This window comes from Chitinophaga qingshengii (assembly GCF_014529935.1).
GTDB classification, from domain to species: Bacteria; Bacteroidota; Bacteroidia; order Chitinophagales; family Chitinophagaceae; genus Chitinophaga; species Chitinophaga qingshengii.
In genome coordinates, this window is sequence record NZ_JACVFC010000006.1 from 44,192 (window position 1) to 61,234 (window position 17,043).

Sequence of the window (17,043 nt, forward strand, 5' to 3'; positions counted from 1 at the left end):
TACAGAGAACTCCCAAAACTAAAAGGAACTGAAATAACCTTTTAAAGGGGATGCAAAGGTAAATAATAATATGAAAATGCCAAAAAGTATTTGAATTTGGGCATCCTTTTTGCTAACAGAAGCCTTTTTTTTACAAATCCATTGCATTCCCGCTAAAAAACCTTATTATCCGGGGAAATGCAAAAATACAGCTAAAACGCCACTTTATAAAACAAAGACTTCCGGAACATCTTCCCGGTCTTAATATATTTGGATACGAAAGCCTGCTCATCCGCAATACGCCGCTTCAATTGCGTATTTGCCTCCAGCACCTCCTGTAATACCCGGCGGTTGGCCGGATCGGTAACCGACAATTTTCTCGCCTTTTTCTCTACATCGTCCGACTGTTGCGCCATTTTATCTACCCATTCCCGGATCTCCTGGTCAGGCTTGGCAGGTGCAAACTGCTTGTTGCGGAAATTCACATAGTCATTGAAGGTGTTGGTCAACCGGTTATACAACCGACTGCACTCATTGATCTGGTCGGCTACCCGGTTTTGCTCCATAATACCGGCATTCTGCCGCTCTACCGTCACCAGGTTCACCAGATACGTCAGTTCAATGGAAGTCAACTGGTTGGTGACCCCGAAACGGGCGATCCTCGCCGCCATATTCTCTGCTTTGGCCAGGGTTGACATCTTATTAAAGGCTGCCAGGGTATCCCGGAATACAAACACCGGTTGGTCGGTGCCCCCACCCCACCTGCCATCACGGATTTCGTCGTGGCGCAACGGGTACTCGGAGAACTGGAATAAGGGATCAAACGGCACATGTGTTTTCAGGTATTCATGCGGCTCGGCGAGGAAATGCCGCCAGGTAAGCCGGGGCGTGTATTTATTATTGCTGACAGAACCGGCCCCCCAGGTAGGATCAATCATCTTCCATTCATTGTCCAGTTGAACGGCCACCCAGGCGTGACTGGCATTATCCGGCCTGCCGTTGATAAGCGGATAACCGGACACCAGTACAGCCGGGATACCCGCACGACGGGCAACATCCATATATAATGAGGCATATCCTTCACACACGGCTACCCTGGTTTGCAGGGTTTTGTTGATGGCGTCAGCGGTATCTTTATAATATCCGGGCTGAAAGGTGTTCACCACATCATAATTAATATGGGTAGGCATCCAGGCGTACAGTGCACGCAGGATGGCAGTTTTGTTTTCGCAGTGGGCCACCAGCCAGGCGGCCATGGAAGCGGAACTACCGGTTACAGAATCAGGAATGGAGACATAGGCCGGTTGGGTAACAGGTACAGCAGCAGGTTTCTTAGCGGGTTGCTGAGCGGAGGCGGCCTGTATTATCAGGGCGCCAGCAATACCCAAAAGGAATCTTTTCATTTTATTATTTTGATATTGGGTTTCGGTATAGTAGGCTTTATACTACAGGTGACGTATTCTTGGGTAACACTGTTATACAGTATAAATACTGTACAAAAAGCATCTCCCTGAATAAACAAATAACAAAATGGCTAAATTAAAAAAGCGCTCCGGGTCCGGAACGCTTTTTCAATAAAGTTATTTGTGCAGTAACTATGCTAATTTTTCCACCTGCATGAAGTTCAGTTCTACAGGGGTGGCGCGGCCAAAGATTTTCACGGTTACTTTCAGTTTCTTTTTGTCTTCGATCACTTCTTCGATGACGCCGTTGAAATCGTTGAACGGGCCGTCGATGATCTTGATGGTTTCGCCAACGATGAAAGGTTCGCTCATGGTGAGTCCCTGATCGCTCAGTTCGTCTACTTTACCCAGCATTTTGTTGACTTCAGCTTTACGGAGTGCAATGGGTTTTTCCTTGCCCAGGAAGTGAATAACGCCGGATACGTTACGGATGGCTTGAATCACTTCATCGGTCATTTTACCATCAATGGCTTCAATCATCACATAACCGGGATAGAAGTTTTTCTCACGCATTACTTTTTTACCGGCCTGCACTTTATATACTTTCTCCACCGGGAGAAATACCTGCGTGATAACGTTACCCCAATCAGATCGGCGCACTTCAATATCCAGGTACTCCTTCACTTTTTTTTCCTTGCCACTAACAACGCGGAGTACATACCACTTTGTTTCCTGCGCAGGAATATTGGTTGCATCCATTTATTTATTTTTTGAATATTTCGTAATAGTGTGCCAACACAAAATTGGAAGCGGCATCCATTCCCCAAACCATTGCTGTAACAAAGATGGTTGCTATCAGCACGACCATGGTGGAGGACTGCAGTTCCTGCCAGGTAGGCCAGGACACTTTGTAAACCAACTCATGATAAGACTCGCGGAAGTAGTTTCTGATCTTATTCATTCTGTAAAGTTAATAATTTATGGTCAATTGTTTAAAGCCTAAAAATGGTTGAATTGTTCTATTATTTCAATAATAACAATTCAACCATTTAATTAACCTTGGCACGGGTACTAGGATTCGAACCCAGATCAAAGGTTTTGGAGACCCGTATGCTACCGTTGCACCATACCCGTGTATAAGCCATTAGCTTTGAGCTTTCAGCAGTCAGCAAATATAATAATAAATCCTGACATTTAATAGCCGAAGCTAATGGCTTTTAGTATTTTGGAAATACTTATTTCAGAATTTCAGTAACCTGACCGGCACCTACTGTACGGCCACCTTCGCGGATAGCGAATTTCAGACCTTTATCCATAGCGATAGGCTGGATCAGTTTTACAGTCAGTGTCACGTTATCACCAGGCATTACCATTTCAACACCTGCAGGCAGTTCAACTTCACCGGTTACGTCAGTTGTACGGAAGTAGAACTGAGGACGGTATTTGTTGAAGAACGGAGTGTGACGGCCACCTTCTTCTTTGCTCAGTACGTAAACTTCGCATTTGAATTCAGTGTGCGGAGTGATGGAACCTGGTTTGCAGATAACCATACCACGACGGATCTGGTTTTTCTCAATACCACGCAGCAACAGACCAGCGTTGTCACCAGCTTCACCTTCGTCCAGGAGTTTTTTGAACATTTCAACACCTGTACAAGTAGATTTCAGGGGTTCTTCCTGCAGACCTACGATTTCAACGTTCTCACCAACTTTGATACGACCGCGTTCGATACGACCTGTAGCAACGGTACCACGACCGGTGATAGAGAATACGTCTTCTACAGACATCAGGAAGTCCTGATCAACCGGACGAGGAGGCAGCGGAATGTAAGAGTCAACCGCTTCCATCAGTTGGTCGATAGCGCCAACCCATTTAGCGTCGCCAGCCAGTGCGCCGGTAGCAGAACCCTGGATAACAGGAACGTTGTCACCGTCGAAACCGTTGGAAGACAGCAGGTCACGGATCTCGATTTCTACCAGTTCCAGCAGCTCAGGATCGTCAACCAGGTCAACTTTGTTCATGAAAACTACGATACGAGGTACACCTACCTGGCGAGCCAGCAGGATGTGCTCTCTTGTTTGTGGCATAGGACCGTCTGTAGCGGCAACCACCAGGATAGCACCGTCCATCTGGGCAGCACCGGTGATCATGTTTTTCACATAGTCAGCGTGACCAGGGCAGTCAACGTGAGCATAGTGACGGTTAGCTGTCTGATACTCAACGTGAGCTGTATTGATAGTGATACCTCTTTCTTTTTCTTCAGGAGCAGCATCGATCTCATCATAGCCTCTTTTCTCTGCCAGACCCTTGTTTGCCAAAATTGTGGTAATGGCAGCAGTCAAGGTAGTTTTACCGTGGTCCACGTGGCCGATGGTACCAATGTTTACGTGGGGTTTATCCCGCTTAAAGGTTTCTTTTGCCATTGTATTTTCTTTTTAGATGGTTTGTAAAGATTGTATTGATAGTTGTTTTAAAAAAACGGCTTTTTACAAACTTGTACCGCTGATGAGAATTGAACTCATGTCCTTCCCGGTAAAAATAAAAAATGTGGGATGCTCTTCCATTGAGCTACAACGCTAAGTTTATTTCGGAGTGAGAATTACAAATTCGAATCCGAAATCCGAATTTTATGGAGTGTATTGGGTGGCGAAGTGATTTCACTGCAACCGCGCGATGCTTCTCTTCTAAAATTCAAAAGAGCTGTTGAAGAGAATTGAACTCTCGACCTCTTCCTTACCAAGGAAGTGCTCTACCCCTGAGCTACAACAGCTTGAAATTATATGCGAGCGGGAGACGAGGTTCGAACCCGCGACCTACAGCTTGGAAGGCTGTCGCTCTACCAACTGAGCTACTCCCGCATACCGGATGGTTCCATACAGCAAGGTAATAACGCTGAATAAACTATCCTGAATAAATTAAAGAACATAAAGGCTGTTGTATCACAGGCACCGGGAAAACATTTGCCGATCAACCACCGAGAATTTTTCTCACCTTCCACTCAAACAACATTGTTCCGCCTCTGCTAGGCGCAAAAGCGGAACAAGCCGTTTTGGTGGGCAGGATAGGATTCGAACCTATGAAGTCGAAAGACAGCGGATTTACAGTCCGCCCCATTTGGCCGCTCTGGAACCTGCCCTTTTTGAAATTTCGATATTTGGCTATTTTGAAATTTAAAAATTTTAAAATAGCTAAATATCAAAATTTGATGAGCCAGCAGAGGGATTCGAACCCCCGACCCACTGATTACAAATCAGTAGCTCTGGCCAACTGAGCTATGCTGGCATCTTTCAAAAAACATTCTTTCAAAAAAGTAACTCGTTGAAAGAGAGCGCAAAATTAATCGATTTTTTCAAATCTCAAAATCTTTTTTTCAGTTTGTTACAGATATTTAAAAATTTATCTGTCTCCCTGTAAACGCCCTACCATAAAGAACTTTGCTACCTTTACCGACCCTCTTTTTGAATCGGGATGGCAAAGGTAGCAAAGAGATTAATATTTCCAAAATTATTTTAAAAAATTATTGAAATTTCTTTTCCTTCTGGCGTTTAACCTGGTTGACTAAGGAATCAAAGGCAAGATCAAAGGACTCTTCAAAGGATTTCGATTCATGCTTTACAAAGAGATCCTGGCGGGGTATTCGTACTCTTATTTCGGCAATTTTATCTTTAACCTGATGCGCTAAATTATCCAATTTTAAAAACACATCCACACTGATAATCCGGTCGTAAAAAGTGTTCAGTTTCTGCAATTTCTTATTCACGTGATCAATCAGTTTTGAATCAGCATCAAAATGCACAGTTTGAATTTGAACGTTCATAGCACTAATTTTTTAAATATTTAACAATCTAGGTTCTATTGCGTAAACCATGGTCATAGGCATTCTCTTGGTTGTGAAAGAACTTCTATATTAAATATACTCACTTTTGTAATGCAATGCTATTCCGCCGCGTAATATTTTGTTAAAATGAAAAAATAATGCGCTAAGCCTTGGGATGCGCCTGTTGGTACACCTTCTTTAACTGCTCAATCGTAGTATGGGTATAAACCTGCGTAGAAGCAAGACTGGCATGGCCTAACAAGTCCTTCACCGCCTTCAGGTCGGCCCCGTTATTGGTTAAATGTGTAGCGAAAGTATGCCGCAGCAGGTGCGGGCTTTTTTTCTTGTAGGTAGTAATTTCATGCTCCGTCAGATACTTGCGTATCATCAGGTATACATATTTGGGATATAAGCGCTGACCGCTATGCGGATGCACCAGCAATACCCCTGTTTCAAATTCTTCCAGCTCCCGGCGCTTCTGTGCCATATAGGCTGAGATCTGTTCACACAACCGGGGACTGATAGGTATAATACGCTCCTTCCCTCCTTTACCCATTACTTTGATAGACAGATTACCCTTATCTACCCGGAATTCCTGTAAGGAAATCAGTTCCGACAAACGGATACCTGTCTGGTAAAAGATCTCAAAGATCAACCGGTGGGTTTCTCCCTCAAAATCATCCGTAAAAATAAAGGGGGTGGTAACAGATACCGGACTTCGGTTATCTTCCAGGGCTTTCATGCCTTTTTCGTCAATAAATCCCGGCAGGCGGCGACTGATCTTAGGCGCTACGACTTTGGTCATAGGCGTCTGTTTTAACAGGTCCTGACGTATACAGAATTTAAAAAAGGATTTCAGGGTGGAGATCTTACGGTTGACGCTTTTGGCGGTCATGGCGTTTTCCATCAGGCCTGCCAGCCAGCTGCGCACCATTACATGCGTAATGTCTGCCACGGTCACTGCGCCGTAGGCAGCCGTAGTATAGTCAAAAAATTGAAGGAGATCGTTGCGATAAGCGGTGCAGGTGTGCTCTGAGTATCGCTTTTCGAGCTGAATGTAGGAGAGAAATCGCTCGGCTAAGGAATATAGTACTTCGTTCAACGCAAAAAGATTGATGACTGTAAAGTTATTAAATAACCTTACAATCATCAAATATTTTGAATTGCGTTAGCCTGTGACGGCTACAACAAATTAAGCATCTAATTTACCACTGGCCAGCTGTTGTTTATAAACAGCTTTCAACACCTGTGTACGGCGTTTTACGGATGGTTTGGTAAAAGACTGGCGTGATCTGAGTTGCAGCAGGATACGTGCCTTCTCAAATTTCTTTTTATATTTTTTAAGCGCCTTGTCTATGTTTTCGCAATCTTTAGAATCAATGATCAACATAATTTTTGCCTCTTATTTTTTATTTTTTAGGAATGCAAAGATAAGATAACATTTCATAAAAACAAAAAACCATCCTGTAATTGGTTTTGTTTTTTCTTTCCGGTGCCAGATAGGGTTTAAGGACACCGAAGATAGATTATCTTCCCGCATAACGGCGGCAGCCGTTATAAATCATAGCGGTCCGGCAGCAGCTACAGCAGGCATATAGTCAGGTCCCCCAGGCAGCCGGCCACCATCGTCAGCTACCAGATATAGCCAATAATCCACCACCTTTATTTCGCAGCCCATGCTGCGGCTCAAGGCGTAGTTCGCGGATCAGAAATGATAAACTTCAGGAATAAGCAATACTGCGGCTCATGGCGTAGCTCACCCCGCTGTATCAAACTCCCCTGTATTAATCCTTGATTTTTTTCTTCAGCAGGCTCACCTGGTCTTGCAGGTGGCTCACCATATCCGCCAGATGGTTCACACTCATGCGGCTTTGCTGGCTGGATTTGCTGATAACGGCATCGGACTGCCACAGTTCCAGTACCTCCTCCATTTCTACCGGGTAGGGTTCAAACTGGGGGTTATCAGACAACAGGGTAATCCTGGATTTGGAGCGATTGCTTTTCAGCACTCTTTTGAAAACAATACCTTCCCTGGAAGTCACCACAATATAGGTTTCATTGTTTTTGATCTCTTCCCAGCCATCTACCTTATGGCATACGATTACGGAGCCGGAAGGAACGGGCAACATGGAATCCCCTGCTATTTCAAAAGCCCGGTAATCGCCGGCGCCCAGCATAGGCAGGGTAAACGTATTCAGTTCCTCGATAAACTCGTCGTCATTATAACCGGCCAGGTAACCGGCAGCGGCTTTCACCGGCACAAACTGGATAGCCTGGCGGGCATTGCCCAGTTTCTGCTGACGGCGTTTCTCCAGGAAATTGTCTTTCTGGGAACCCAGGTCGCGGCGAAGGAGGTCATCTATAGAAACCCGGAACATGTCACTGACCTGTTCCAGTACTTCCGTACGAGGTTCCGCACGCTCTTCCTCATAAGCTCCCAGCAGGGAACGTTTAATCCCCAGCTTGTCTGCAAACTCCTGTTGCGTCCAGCCTTTTTGCTTACGCAGATATTTTAAATTCTGGCATACTACGGACATAACCTAAATAATTTAGTACCTTGCTAACAAAATTAGCAAATAATTTTATAAAATCCCAAATATATTCAAGACGCTTCGCTTATTTTTGCCCGGTAAAATCAACTTGTTATGGTACATCTACATTCCCTTCTGAGATGGGCAATCGTATTAGCCGGGCTTTGGGCTGTTATCCGGGCGTTTAAAGGCGTGTCCGGAAAAACACCGTTTACCGCAGCAGACAATAAAGCAGGACTGTTTTTCATGATCTTCTGTGATATTCAGTTGCTGGTTGGACTGCTGTTATATTTCGTTTTCAGTGAGAAAGCAAAAGCCGGACTGGCTGATATGGGTGCTGCCATGAAAAATTCTGCGCTCCGCTTTTTTACGGTAGAACATACCCTGATGGCTGTGATTGCCATTGCCCTGGTGCATATCGGCAAATCCAAAGTTAAAAAAGCAACTTCCGATGCCCAGAAACACAAGCTGGCCCTGATATTCTACGGGATCGCATTTATCCTGATACTGGCTCTTATTCCATGGCCTTTCCGTCAGGCGCTGGGTGCAAACTGGTACTAAGAGCAAAATGCATTACATGAAAAAAGGCGGCCATCAGGTCGCCTTTTTTCTTTTTCTATGATTGACCACTATGAATAAACTTACCCTTTGTCCTTGTTGTATAACCGGAACGAATAAATGTAAGGCAACGCTGCCAGTACCATGGAAGCGAAAAAGATCAGGAACACCCCGGTAACGAGCGACAGGAAAAAACCTGCGATGATCATCACCACGCCGGCGCTCACCCAAAGGGTACCCGCCATCCGGTGGGTTTCTCTCCAAATCTCCTTACTCTGCAGGGTCCAGGGTGTACGCACGCCCACATAGTGATTAGGCTCCAGCTGCAGCTTCCACAAATATAGGCCTATCCCGGCAATCAGCAAGCCCACTCCCACGAAAGCCCAGCGCTCCATCGCAAACGGCTGCCCCAGGCTTACCATAAAAATAATGAGACAGGTAAACAACGCCAGGTAAATATGTATAATGAAACGGCTCCGGTAAAACTCCTTCTGGTCCCCGCCTACCACAGTAGGCCCCTCCTCCGCCTTGGGAACAAAACGGAACAAGGCATAAATCAACGCATTGGTCACAAACAGGAAAATCATCAGCAACAAAAACGCACTTCTGCTTCCTGTCTGGTCTGATACGTCCTGATCGGTAGGGATAACAGTCGGCAGGGAGTTCCAGATAATGGCCAGATAAGCCATGGGCAAGAGTAACAACACCAGGATTAAAAACTCCTTCGACGCTTGTACCTGTTTCATGAGAAGATGGTTTAAAAGATGAACATTCACTCTTTCCTTATTCTCTCATTTCCATTCTCTTATATTACAGATGGCTCCTCAGATATGTTGTATCAAAGTTAGGAAAATTGAACCCGGGAATAAAATATTTGCAGAAATAAATACTAATAATTTTAGCAAAACTAAATAATTTAGTACTTTTGCAACAGATCGAGTGATGACGGCTGGCAGGCCCTGCTGATCACTATCCGTGCCGACCCTTCGCCCGGCCTGCCATCCGATTATCGCTTCCGGAACGCAGTGGACGCTTCCGGGAGCGGTATATGCTTTCGCCCGTCATCCACTACACTTTAAAACAGCGCAGCATGATTACGTTACAACAGCGGGCTATCGCTCATTTTGACCTGGATTGTTTTTTTGTGTCCGTGGAATGCCTGCAGGATAGCCAGCTGAAAGGCAAACCCTTACTGATAGGCGGCAGCAGCGACCGCGCCGTGGTAGCCGCCTGCAGCTACGAAGCACGACGCTTCGGCATCCACTCCGCTATGCCTATGAAAACCGCCCTGCGCCTATGCCCCCATGCTATCGTCCGCAGCGGCGATATGGACCGCTACAGCGAAAAATCCCGGGAAGTAACCAGCATCATCGCTGATAAAGCCCCGCTGTATGAGAAATCCTCTATCGATGAGTTTTACCTCGACCTCTCCGGCATGGATAAATTCTTTGGTTCCCTCAAATGGACCACAGAACTACGCAAAGCCATCATCAAAGAATCCGGTCTGCCGATATCGTTCGGACTGGCCTCCAACAAACTCGTCTCCAAAGTAGCTACCGATGAAGCGAAACCCAACGGTCAACTGGAAATTCTGTTCGGAGATGAAAAAAATTTCCTCGCCCCGATGCCGGTTGAGAAAATACCGATGGTAGGCAAGGAAACAGCGGCCCAACTACGGCGCCGCGGGGTGGAAACCGTGAAAACACTCAGCGAAGTCCCCCCTTCCCTGCTGGAAGCCTGGATGGGAAAAAACGGTATCTCCCTCTGGCGGAAAGCCAACGGCATCGACGACTCCCCGGTAGTACCCTACTATGAACAAAAATCCATCTCCACAGAAAGTACCTTCCCGGCAGACACCATCGACCTGGCATTCCTGCACGCGGAACTGGTACGGATGACCGAAAAAATCGCGTTTGAACTACGGCAACAAAATAAGCTGACAGGCTGCATCACCGTTAAAATCCGGTATTCCGACTTTGAAACGGTCACCAAACAAATGACGATCCCCTATAGCTGCTCCGATCATGTACTGCTGGAAAAAGTAAAAGACCTGTTCAAAAAACTGTACGACCGCCGCCTGCTGGTACGCCTGATAGGCGTGCGTTTCAGCCATCTCGTACAAGGCAACCACCAGATCAGCCTGTTCGATGACAGCCAGGAAATGATTGCCCTCTACCAGGCCATCGATCAGATCAAAAACCGCTTCGGATGGGACACCCTCCTGAAAGGCACCAACGTAGTGCCGCCGGACAAACGCAAACAGTCCGCACCGAAAAAAGATATCATGCCGTATTACAAAGGATAACATGTACCTGAACTGCAAAACATTCTTCAGCCTGCGCTATGGCACCATGCCAGCCGAAATGCTGGTACAGAAAGCCGCACAGCTGGGCATCACCACACTGGCCCTCACCAATATCAACATCACTTCCGATGCCTGGCAATTTGTGGAACTATGCCGGAAACATCTCATAAAACCGGTACTGGGCGTGGAATGCCGTAACCAGTCAGATTTAAAATACCTGCTGCTGGCCCGCAACCAGGAAGGCTGGTACCATATCAACCGTTTTCTCTCCGATCAACTGCGCCGCGATCAACCATTTCCCGACAGGGCCCCTGCCCTTCCCGGTACCTGGGCTATCTATGCCTGGGGCGCCGTTCCTCCGGCCAGCCTGCAAGCCCATGAACTACTGGGCGTCAAACCCCGCGATCTTAATAAACTCTTCCGGGTAGATACTGTCAGCATCCGCCATCAACTGGTGATCATGCATCCGGTAACGTTCCAGGACAAGGAGCATTTTGAACTGCACCGCGTATTGCGCGCCATCGACCAGAATATCCTGATCTCCCGGCTGGAACCGCATACCACCGGCACTGTCCACGATCAGTTTATCCATCCGGCTAAAATGGTGGAACACTTTGAACTATACCCGCATATCGTGGAAAATACCCTCCGCATCCTGGAAACCTGCGAAGTGGAAATGGAACTGGAAACACCCCGTAACCGGAAATGTTTTTCAGGTAGCGTGGAAGAAGACCGGCAACTGTTGCGGCAACTGGCTTATGAAGGCATGGAATACCGCTATGGAAAAGACAATCCGGAAGCTGCCCGCCGTATCGAAAAAGAACTGGCGATCGTGGCCCAGCTGGAATTTGAAGCCTATTTCCTGATTACCTGGGATATCATTCGTTATGCCCGGGAACGGCAGTTTTTCTATGTAGGACGCGGCAGCGGCGCCAATTCCATCATCGCTTACTGCCTCAGGATCACAGATGTAGACCCGATAGAACTGAACCTGTTCTTTGAACGTTTTCTTAATCCCTACCGCACTACTCCTCCGGATTTTGATATCGATTTTTCATGGCGCGACCGGGACGCAATCATCCGGTATGTATTCGATAAATACGGTGACAGCCACACGGCACTGCTGGGCACTGTCACCACTTTCCAAACCAATGCCATCATCCGGGAAATGGGCAAAGTCTATGGTCTTCCTAAAAAAGAAATCGACCGGATACTGGAAAATGGTTTCAACATACAACTGAATGAAGATGATATCCAGCGCAAGATCCAGCGTTTCAGCAAATTGATGGACCAGGAAAAATCTTTCCCCAATCACCTCAGTATCCATGCCGGCGGCATCCTGATCAGTGATGCGCCCATTCATCAGTATTGCACTACCCATCTGCCGCCCAAAGGTTTCAGCACGGCGCAACTGGATATGTGGCAGGCAGAGCGCATCGGCCTGTATAAGTTTGATATCCTTAGTCAGCGTGGCCTGGGACATATCCGCGATACAATCGACATCATCCGCAAAAACAAACAGACAGACATCGACATACATGATGTAAAATCCTTTATGGTGGATGAGAAAGTCAGGGAGAACCTGAAAAAAGTGAATACTATTGGCTGTTTCTATATCGAATCTCCCGCAATGCGGCAGCTGCTGCAAAAACTGGAATGCGACAATTACCACACACTGGTAGCCGCCAGTTCCATCATCCGGCCGGGCGTGGCGCAATCCGGGATGATGAAACAGTACATCCATAGTTACCGTAATCCTGCCAGTGTTGTTTATTTACATCCTATTATCCGGGAATTACTGGGAGACACCTTTGGTATTATGGTATATCAGGAAGATGTAATCAGGGTAGCCCACGAATATGCCAACATGGAACTGGCCGATGCAGATTCCCTGCGGCGCGCTATGGCCGGTAAATACCGGGGGACAAAAGATTTTGAAAAAATACAGGAACGCTTTTTTACCAACTGCGCACAACTGGGCCGTCCGCATGAGGTATCGGCAGAAGTATGGCGACAGATTGCCAGCTTTGCCCATTTCTCCTTTTCCAAAGCCCACTCCGCCAGTTTCGCGGTAGAAAGTTATCAAAGCCTTTACCTGAAAACTTATTTCCCGGCGGAATTTATGGTAGCGGTGATCAACAACTTCGGCGGTTTCTACAACCGGGAATTGTATTTCCGGGAGCTGAAAAAAACCGGGGTCACTATTCATCCCCCCTGTATCAATAACAGCGACTATCCTACCAATATCAAAGAGCAGGATGTATATGTAGGCCTGATCCATGTAGAAGGGCTGGAACAGGCGCTGGCGGAGAGAATCCTGGAGGAACGCCGGCAGTGCGGCCCCTACCTGCACCTGGACGATTTCTGTAGCCGGATCGCTCCCGGTGCAGAACAACTGGAGTTACTGATTCGTATCGGCTGTTTTCATTTTACCGGCCAAACAAAAAAACAGCTGTTATGGAAAAGCAGCCTGTTGACCCGGCAAAGCACCGCCGGTGTGCATAACCTGCCATTATTTTCCGCCGCACCGGTGAATTGCCAGCTGCCGGAACTGGCTTATCATCAGCATGAAGATGCTTTTGATGAGATAGACCTGCTGGGGTTTCCACTGGCTTCTCCCTTTGAAGTACTGGCACACGATCAATCAGCGTATATCCCTGCCCGTGAGTTTCCCCAACATCTCCACCAGGTTATCACCACGTTGGGATACCTTGTTACTACGAAAGCCATGCGTACCGCCAAAGGCGAGCCCATGTGTTTCGGCACTTTCCTCGACCGGGAAGGACGGTTTATCGATACTATCCATTTCCCCGACAGCCTGCGTCAATACCCCTTTCAGAAAAACGGTTTTTATATTTTGCAGGGAAAAGTCATGTCAGAATACAATGTTATCACCCTGGAAATCAGTCAGATGAAGAAGATTGGGTATTTTGAAGACAAACAATTCCGGTAATTACGACAAATTGTTGTATTTTTGTGTCAAATGTCGGGTTTATGAAACATGCAAAAAAGTACCAGGTGCAGGAAAATACCTTGATGATTGTCGAACATCCCGGAGCAGCCTATGTTCCGGGCAGTGGTTATTTTGATTTTATTCAGCTATCGCGTAGTGGCGTACTGAAAAGAGCCCTGGTCAATCTGAGCCGTCAGCTTTCTTTTTCTTTGGCTGAACTAGCGCAGATACTGCATATTTCAGAAAGAACCCTGCAACGGTACGCAGACGACGCGAAACTTTCCGCAGACACGTCTGAACGGGCCATTCTCCTCTCCCAGCTATACCAGCGGGGTACCGAAGTTTTCGGTAACCTGGAAAACTTCAAAGAGTGGATGCGCACCCCGCTTCCTGCCTTTAACTATCAACTCCCCATTTCCCTGTTAGATACTACTTTCGGCTTCCAGCTGATTGAAGATGAATTGGGACGTATCGAACACGGAATATTCGCCTAACTATCATGGATGTTTACAGGATCAGCAAATGTGCCTACATCAATGACCTCACCGGCACCGGTGCCCGTTTGTACGGCGGCCGGTGGAACAGTCCTGGTCATGCGATCGTTTATACTGCCGGCAGCAGGGCACTCTCTGCCCTCGAGGTACTGGTACACATACCGCTAAAAAATATCATCCAGGATTTTTGCATTGCTACCATTCAGATCCCAGACGATATTGCCGTTAAAGTGCTGACTAAAAAAGATCTTCCTTCCGGCTGGCAATCGCTGGCGCCATTTCCCGCCCTGCAAAGCGTAGGCGACGAGTGGATAGATACCGCCCGATATGCCGTGCTCCGTATTCCTTCCGTTGTAATTGCGGAAGAACACAACTATCTCATCAATCCCCTGCATCCGGATGCTGCCCGCATTACCATCTCCGATACGCAGCCTTTTGTATTTGATCAACGACTCAGAAAAGTATAACCTATAAAAAGGGCGATACCGGTTGGATATCGCCCTTTTTTATGCAGAGATTGTTAATAACTACTCTAAACCGAACAGTCCTTTGTTCAGCACCTGCAGTGTTTTTTCCTTGAACTGGCCATTCACCAGGATGGAAATATTATGCCTGCTGCCGCCGTAGGAGATCATCCGTAAAGGAATACCTTCCATGGCATCAAACAATTTGGTGATAATGGAAGGCGTAGCAGCCACCTCATTACCTACGATGGAAACGATGGTTTGATGGTGATCCAGTTCCACGGTACCGAACGGCTGCAGTTCCTTCAGGATCTGGTCCAGGTGCGCTTCGCTGTCGATCGTGAGTGATACCGCCACTTCGGAAGTGGTGATCATATCGATCGGGGTGCGGTATTTTTCAAACACTTCAAATATTTTCCGGAGGAAACCGTAGGCCAGCAGCATGCGGCTGGATTTGATCTTGATAGCGATGATACCATCTTTGGCAGCAATAGCTTTAGCGCCGTTACCATTCGGCAGTTCAGTGATGATAGTGCCTTTGGCTTCAGGCTGCATGGTGTTGAGCAGCTTTACCGGGATATTAAAATGCTGGGCAGGCCAGATAGAGGCAGGGTGCAGAATTTTAGCACCAAAGTAGGCCAGCTCGGCAGCTTCATCGAAAGACAATTGTTCGATCGGGAAGGTTTTTTTCACCACCCGCGGATCGTTGTTGTGCATACCGTCGATGTCTGTCCAGATCTGGATTTCATCGGCCTGGATAGCAGCACCGATCAGGGAAGCGGAATAATCGCTGCCACCGCGTTTCAGGTTATCTACTTCGCCTCTTGCATTACGGCAGATATACCCCTGGGTGATGAATAATTTTTCGCCTTTATGCTGGCTGATGAGGTTACCCAGTTTGATTTTGATTTTAGGGATTTCCGGTTCTTCGTATTCGTCGATGCTCATGAAATCCAGCGCCGGCAGTAATACGGCGGAAATGCCGGCTTCTTCCAGGGATACGCAGAACAGGCGTGTAGACAATAACTCACCCTGTGCGAGGATATCTTTATTCAAGGCTTCGTTAAAAGATATCTTCAGGATGATGTTCAGAAATTCGAAGTGTTCATCAATGATGGCTTTCGCGCTGGCACGGCCAGCCTCCTGCTTCACCAGCTGATCGCAAAAGGTCCTGTAGTGGCTTTCCAGCTTGTCTATCTGCTGCTTCGCCTGTGCCTTTTTGCCTTCCGACAATGACTGGCTGATTTCCACGAGTGCGTTTGTGGTGCCTGACAGGGCAGACAGTACCACAATTTTCTGATCATTATCTGCAGTGATCAGTTGCGCTACTGAATGCATGCGCTCTGGTTTTCCCACGGAGGTTCCACCAAATTTTAACACTTTCATCTGAATATATTGTTTTTGCCTGATGCCGGAAGATAGCCTACTGGCGGGTTTTCCGGCTGTTTATATAAATGATTGAAATTTAAAAATTCAAATTGAATTTAGCAGCTACCTCCTGCATATCTTTCACTACCGGCGCCAATACGGGGATACCGTTTTGCAGCCGCTGGTATTGCATTTCCCTTTCGGGATCACCGGGTATGAGCACCTGTTTTCCTTCTACCGGCACGGCAGCCCTGAAGCGATTGATCCAGGTGTCCATATGGGACTTAAACTCATCGGCCGGACGGAAAGCATCTACCCGCATGGCTCCGAAGAAATGTCCCAGTCCCTCTCCTACCGGATCCGGCGCCAGGGGCAGGAAGCTCACAAAGGGAGGCGCCCATGGTCCATAATTAGCCCCGGAAAGAACGGCCGAAAATATATCAACTATTGCTCCCAAACAATACCCTTTATGACTTCCATGGTCACGGTCGCCGCCTAAAGGCAGCAATGCCCCGCCATCCTTGAGCTCATGAGGGTTGGTGCTGGGGTTGCCATCTTTATCCTGGATCCAGCCATAAGGGGCTTCCTGGTTCTTACGCTGTAAAATTTCCAGTTTACCGTTGGCAGCCGTTGTAGTAGCGAAATCAGCCACGAAAGGCGGTTGTTCCTTTGCGGGGATAGCCACTGCAATCGGGTTGGTACCCAACATGCGCTCTTTGGCGAAAGTGGGCGCTACCAGCGGGCTGGCGTTGGTCATCGCCATCCCGATCATATCCTGGTCCAGCGCTTTCATGGCGTGATAACCAGCGATACCAAAGTGATTGGAGTTTTTCACGCTTACCCAACCCGTACCCGCAACAGCGGCTTTCTGCATGGCTACTTCCATGGCGAACGGCGCTACTACCAGCCCCAAGCCTGCATCGCCGTCTACTACGGCCGTACTGGGCGTTTCATGCACAATGCGGATATTCGGGCGGGCATTGATTCTTTTGGCTTCCCACAAACGTACATAGCCGGACAACCGGGCTACGCCATGAGAGTCTATTCCGCGCAAATCAGCTGCTACCAGCACTTCGCTGGCAAGCATGGCGTGATCGTGAGAGCAACCCATCCGAATAAAAACTTCCCGGGTAAACTCCGTCAGATGATGATAAGAATAAATATGTTCCAT

Annotated in this window: 16 protein-coding genes and 6 tRNA genes; 5 read left to right on the top strand and 17 right to left on the bottom strand. The window is 47.3% G+C overall.

Annotation, left to right across the window (positions count from 1 at the left end):
• Positions 1 to 191 precede the first annotated feature (191 nt).
• The 14 genes from ICL07_RS29510 to ICL07_RS29575 form a co-directional block, all read right to left on the bottom strand.
• Positions 192 to 1,382 (bottom strand): transglutaminase domain-containing protein, encoded by a 1,191-nt coding sequence (locus ICL07_RS29510; RefSeq protein ID WP_188091677.1) that lies wholly within the window; start codon positions 1,380 to 1,382, stop codon positions 192 to 194.
• Between the two features lie 192 nt (positions 1,383 to 1,574).
• Positions 1,575 to 2,141: a transcription termination/antitermination protein NusG gene (gene nusG, locus ICL07_RS29515; protein ID WP_078667076.1), complete on the bottom strand. Its 567-nt coding sequence runs from the start codon at positions 2,139 to 2,141 to the stop codon at positions 1,575 to 1,577.
• A 4-nt stretch (positions 2,142 to 2,145) separates the two neighbouring features.
• Positions 2,146 to 2,343 (bottom strand): preprotein translocase subunit SecE, encoded by a 198-nt coding sequence (gene secE, locus ICL07_RS29520; protein ID WP_188091678.1) that lies wholly within the window; start codon positions 2,341 to 2,343, stop codon positions 2,146 to 2,148.
• A gap of 99 nt (positions 2,344 to 2,442) precedes the next feature.
• Positions 2,443 to 2,516, bottom strand: a tRNA-Trp gene (locus ICL07_RS29525).
• Between the two features lie 101 nt (positions 2,517 to 2,617).
• Positions 2,618 to 3,805 (bottom strand): elongation factor Tu, encoded by a 1,188-nt coding sequence (tuf, locus tag ICL07_RS29530; protein WP_188091679.1) that lies wholly within the window; start codon positions 3,803 to 3,805, stop codon positions 2,618 to 2,620.
• Between the two features lie 74 nt (positions 3,806 to 3,879).
• A tRNA-OTHER gene (locus tag ICL07_RS29535) sits at positions 3,880 to 3,960 on the bottom strand.
• 120 nt (positions 3,961 to 4,080) lie between these two features.
• Positions 4,081 to 4,152 (bottom strand) — tRNA-Thr (locus ICL07_RS29540).
• Between the two features lie 15 nt (positions 4,153 to 4,167).
• Positions 4,168 to 4,240: transfer RNA gene (locus tag ICL07_RS29545), tRNA-Gly, on the bottom strand.
• A 192-nt stretch (positions 4,241 to 4,432) separates the two neighbouring features.
• Positions 4,433 to 4,518, bottom strand: a tRNA-Tyr gene (locus ICL07_RS29550).
• A 72-nt stretch (positions 4,519 to 4,590) separates the two neighbouring features.
• Positions 4,591 to 4,664: transfer RNA gene (locus tag ICL07_RS29555), tRNA-Thr, on the bottom strand.
• Positions 4,665 to 4,899: 235 nt separating this feature from the next.
• Positions 4,900 to 5,199, bottom strand: coding sequence for a ribosome hibernation-promoting factor, HPF/YfiA family (hpf, locus tag ICL07_RS29560; protein ID WP_188091680.1), 300 nt, complete (start codon positions 5,197 to 5,199; stop codon positions 4,900 to 4,902).
• 163 nt (positions 5,200 to 5,362) lie between these two features.
• Positions 5,363 to 6,301: a tyrosine-type recombinase/integrase gene (locus ICL07_RS29565; RefSeq protein ID WP_246485205.1), complete on the bottom strand. Its 939-nt coding sequence runs from the start codon at positions 6,299 to 6,301 to the stop codon at positions 5,363 to 5,365.
• A gap of 90 nt (positions 6,302 to 6,391) precedes the next feature.
• A complete protein-coding gene (gene rpsU, locus ICL07_RS29570; RefSeq protein ID WP_188091682.1) occupies positions 6,392 to 6,589 on the bottom strand; it encodes a 30S ribosomal protein S21 in 198 nt (65 codons plus the stop codon).
• Positions 6,590 to 6,983: 394 nt separating this feature from the next.
• Complete coding sequence (locus tag ICL07_RS29575; protein WP_188091683.1) at positions 6,984 to 7,736, bottom strand: XRE family transcriptional regulator; 753 nt, start codon at positions 7,734 to 7,736, stop codon at positions 6,984 to 6,986.
• A gap of 108 nt (positions 7,737 to 7,844) precedes the next feature.
• On the opposite strand from ICL07_RS29575, the gene ICL07_RS29580 reads away from it, so the two are divergent.
• A complete protein-coding gene (locus ICL07_RS29580; protein WP_188091684.1) occupies positions 7,845 to 8,291 on the top strand; it encodes a hypothetical protein in 447 nt (148 codons plus the stop codon).
• 80 nt (positions 8,292 to 8,371) lie between these two features.
• On the opposite strand, the gene ICL07_RS29585 is transcribed toward ICL07_RS29580, so the two are convergent.
• Positions 8,372 to 9,034 carry an SdpI family protein gene (locus tag ICL07_RS29585; protein ID WP_188091685.1) on the bottom strand — a complete coding sequence of 221 codons (663 nt, stop codon included), beginning with the start codon at positions 9,032 to 9,034 and terminating at the stop codon, positions 8,372 to 8,374.
• A gap of 344 nt (positions 9,035 to 9,378) precedes the next feature.
• Between ICL07_RS29585 and dinB the strand changes: the two genes are divergently transcribed.
• The 4 genes from dinB to ICL07_RS29605 are packed head-to-tail and all read left to right on the top strand — an operon-like array spanning position 9,379 to position 14,507.
• The gene (dinB, locus tag ICL07_RS29590) at positions 9,379 to 10,593 is read left to right on the top strand and encodes a DNA polymerase IV (RefSeq protein ID WP_188091686.1); all 1,215 of its coding nucleotides are present in this window, start codon (positions 9,379 to 9,381) and stop codon (positions 10,591 to 10,593) included.
• A 1-nt stretch (position 10,594) separates the two neighbouring features.
• Positions 10,595 to 13,546, top strand: coding sequence for a DNA polymerase III subunit alpha (locus ICL07_RS29595; protein WP_188091687.1), 2,952 nt, complete (start codon positions 10,595 to 10,597; stop codon positions 13,544 to 13,546).
• 41 nt (positions 13,547 to 13,587) lie between these two features.
• Positions 13,588 to 14,040 (top strand): type II RES/Xre toxin-antitoxin system antitoxin, encoded by a 453-nt coding sequence (gene parS / locus ICL07_RS29600; protein WP_188091688.1) that lies wholly within the window; start codon positions 13,588 to 13,590, stop codon positions 14,038 to 14,040.
• A 5-nt stretch (positions 14,041 to 14,045) separates the two neighbouring features.
• Positions 14,046 to 14,507 (top strand): RES family NAD+ phosphorylase, encoded by a 462-nt coding sequence (locus ICL07_RS29605; RefSeq protein ID WP_188091689.1) that lies wholly within the window; start codon positions 14,046 to 14,048, stop codon positions 14,505 to 14,507.
• Positions 14,508 to 14,567: 60 nt separating this feature from the next.
• Here ICL07_RS29605 and ICL07_RS29610 read toward each other — a convergent pair whose 3' ends face one another.
• A complete protein-coding gene (locus tag ICL07_RS29610) occupies positions 14,568 to 15,890 on the bottom strand; it encodes an aspartate kinase (protein ID WP_188091690.1) in 1,323 nt (440 codons plus the stop codon).
• Between the two features lie 79 nt (positions 15,891 to 15,969).
• Positions 15,970 to 17,043, bottom strand: a complete 1,074-nt coding sequence (locus ICL07_RS29615) for an Ldh family oxidoreductase (RefSeq protein WP_188091691.1) — start codon at positions 17,041 to 17,043, stop codon at positions 15,970 to 15,972.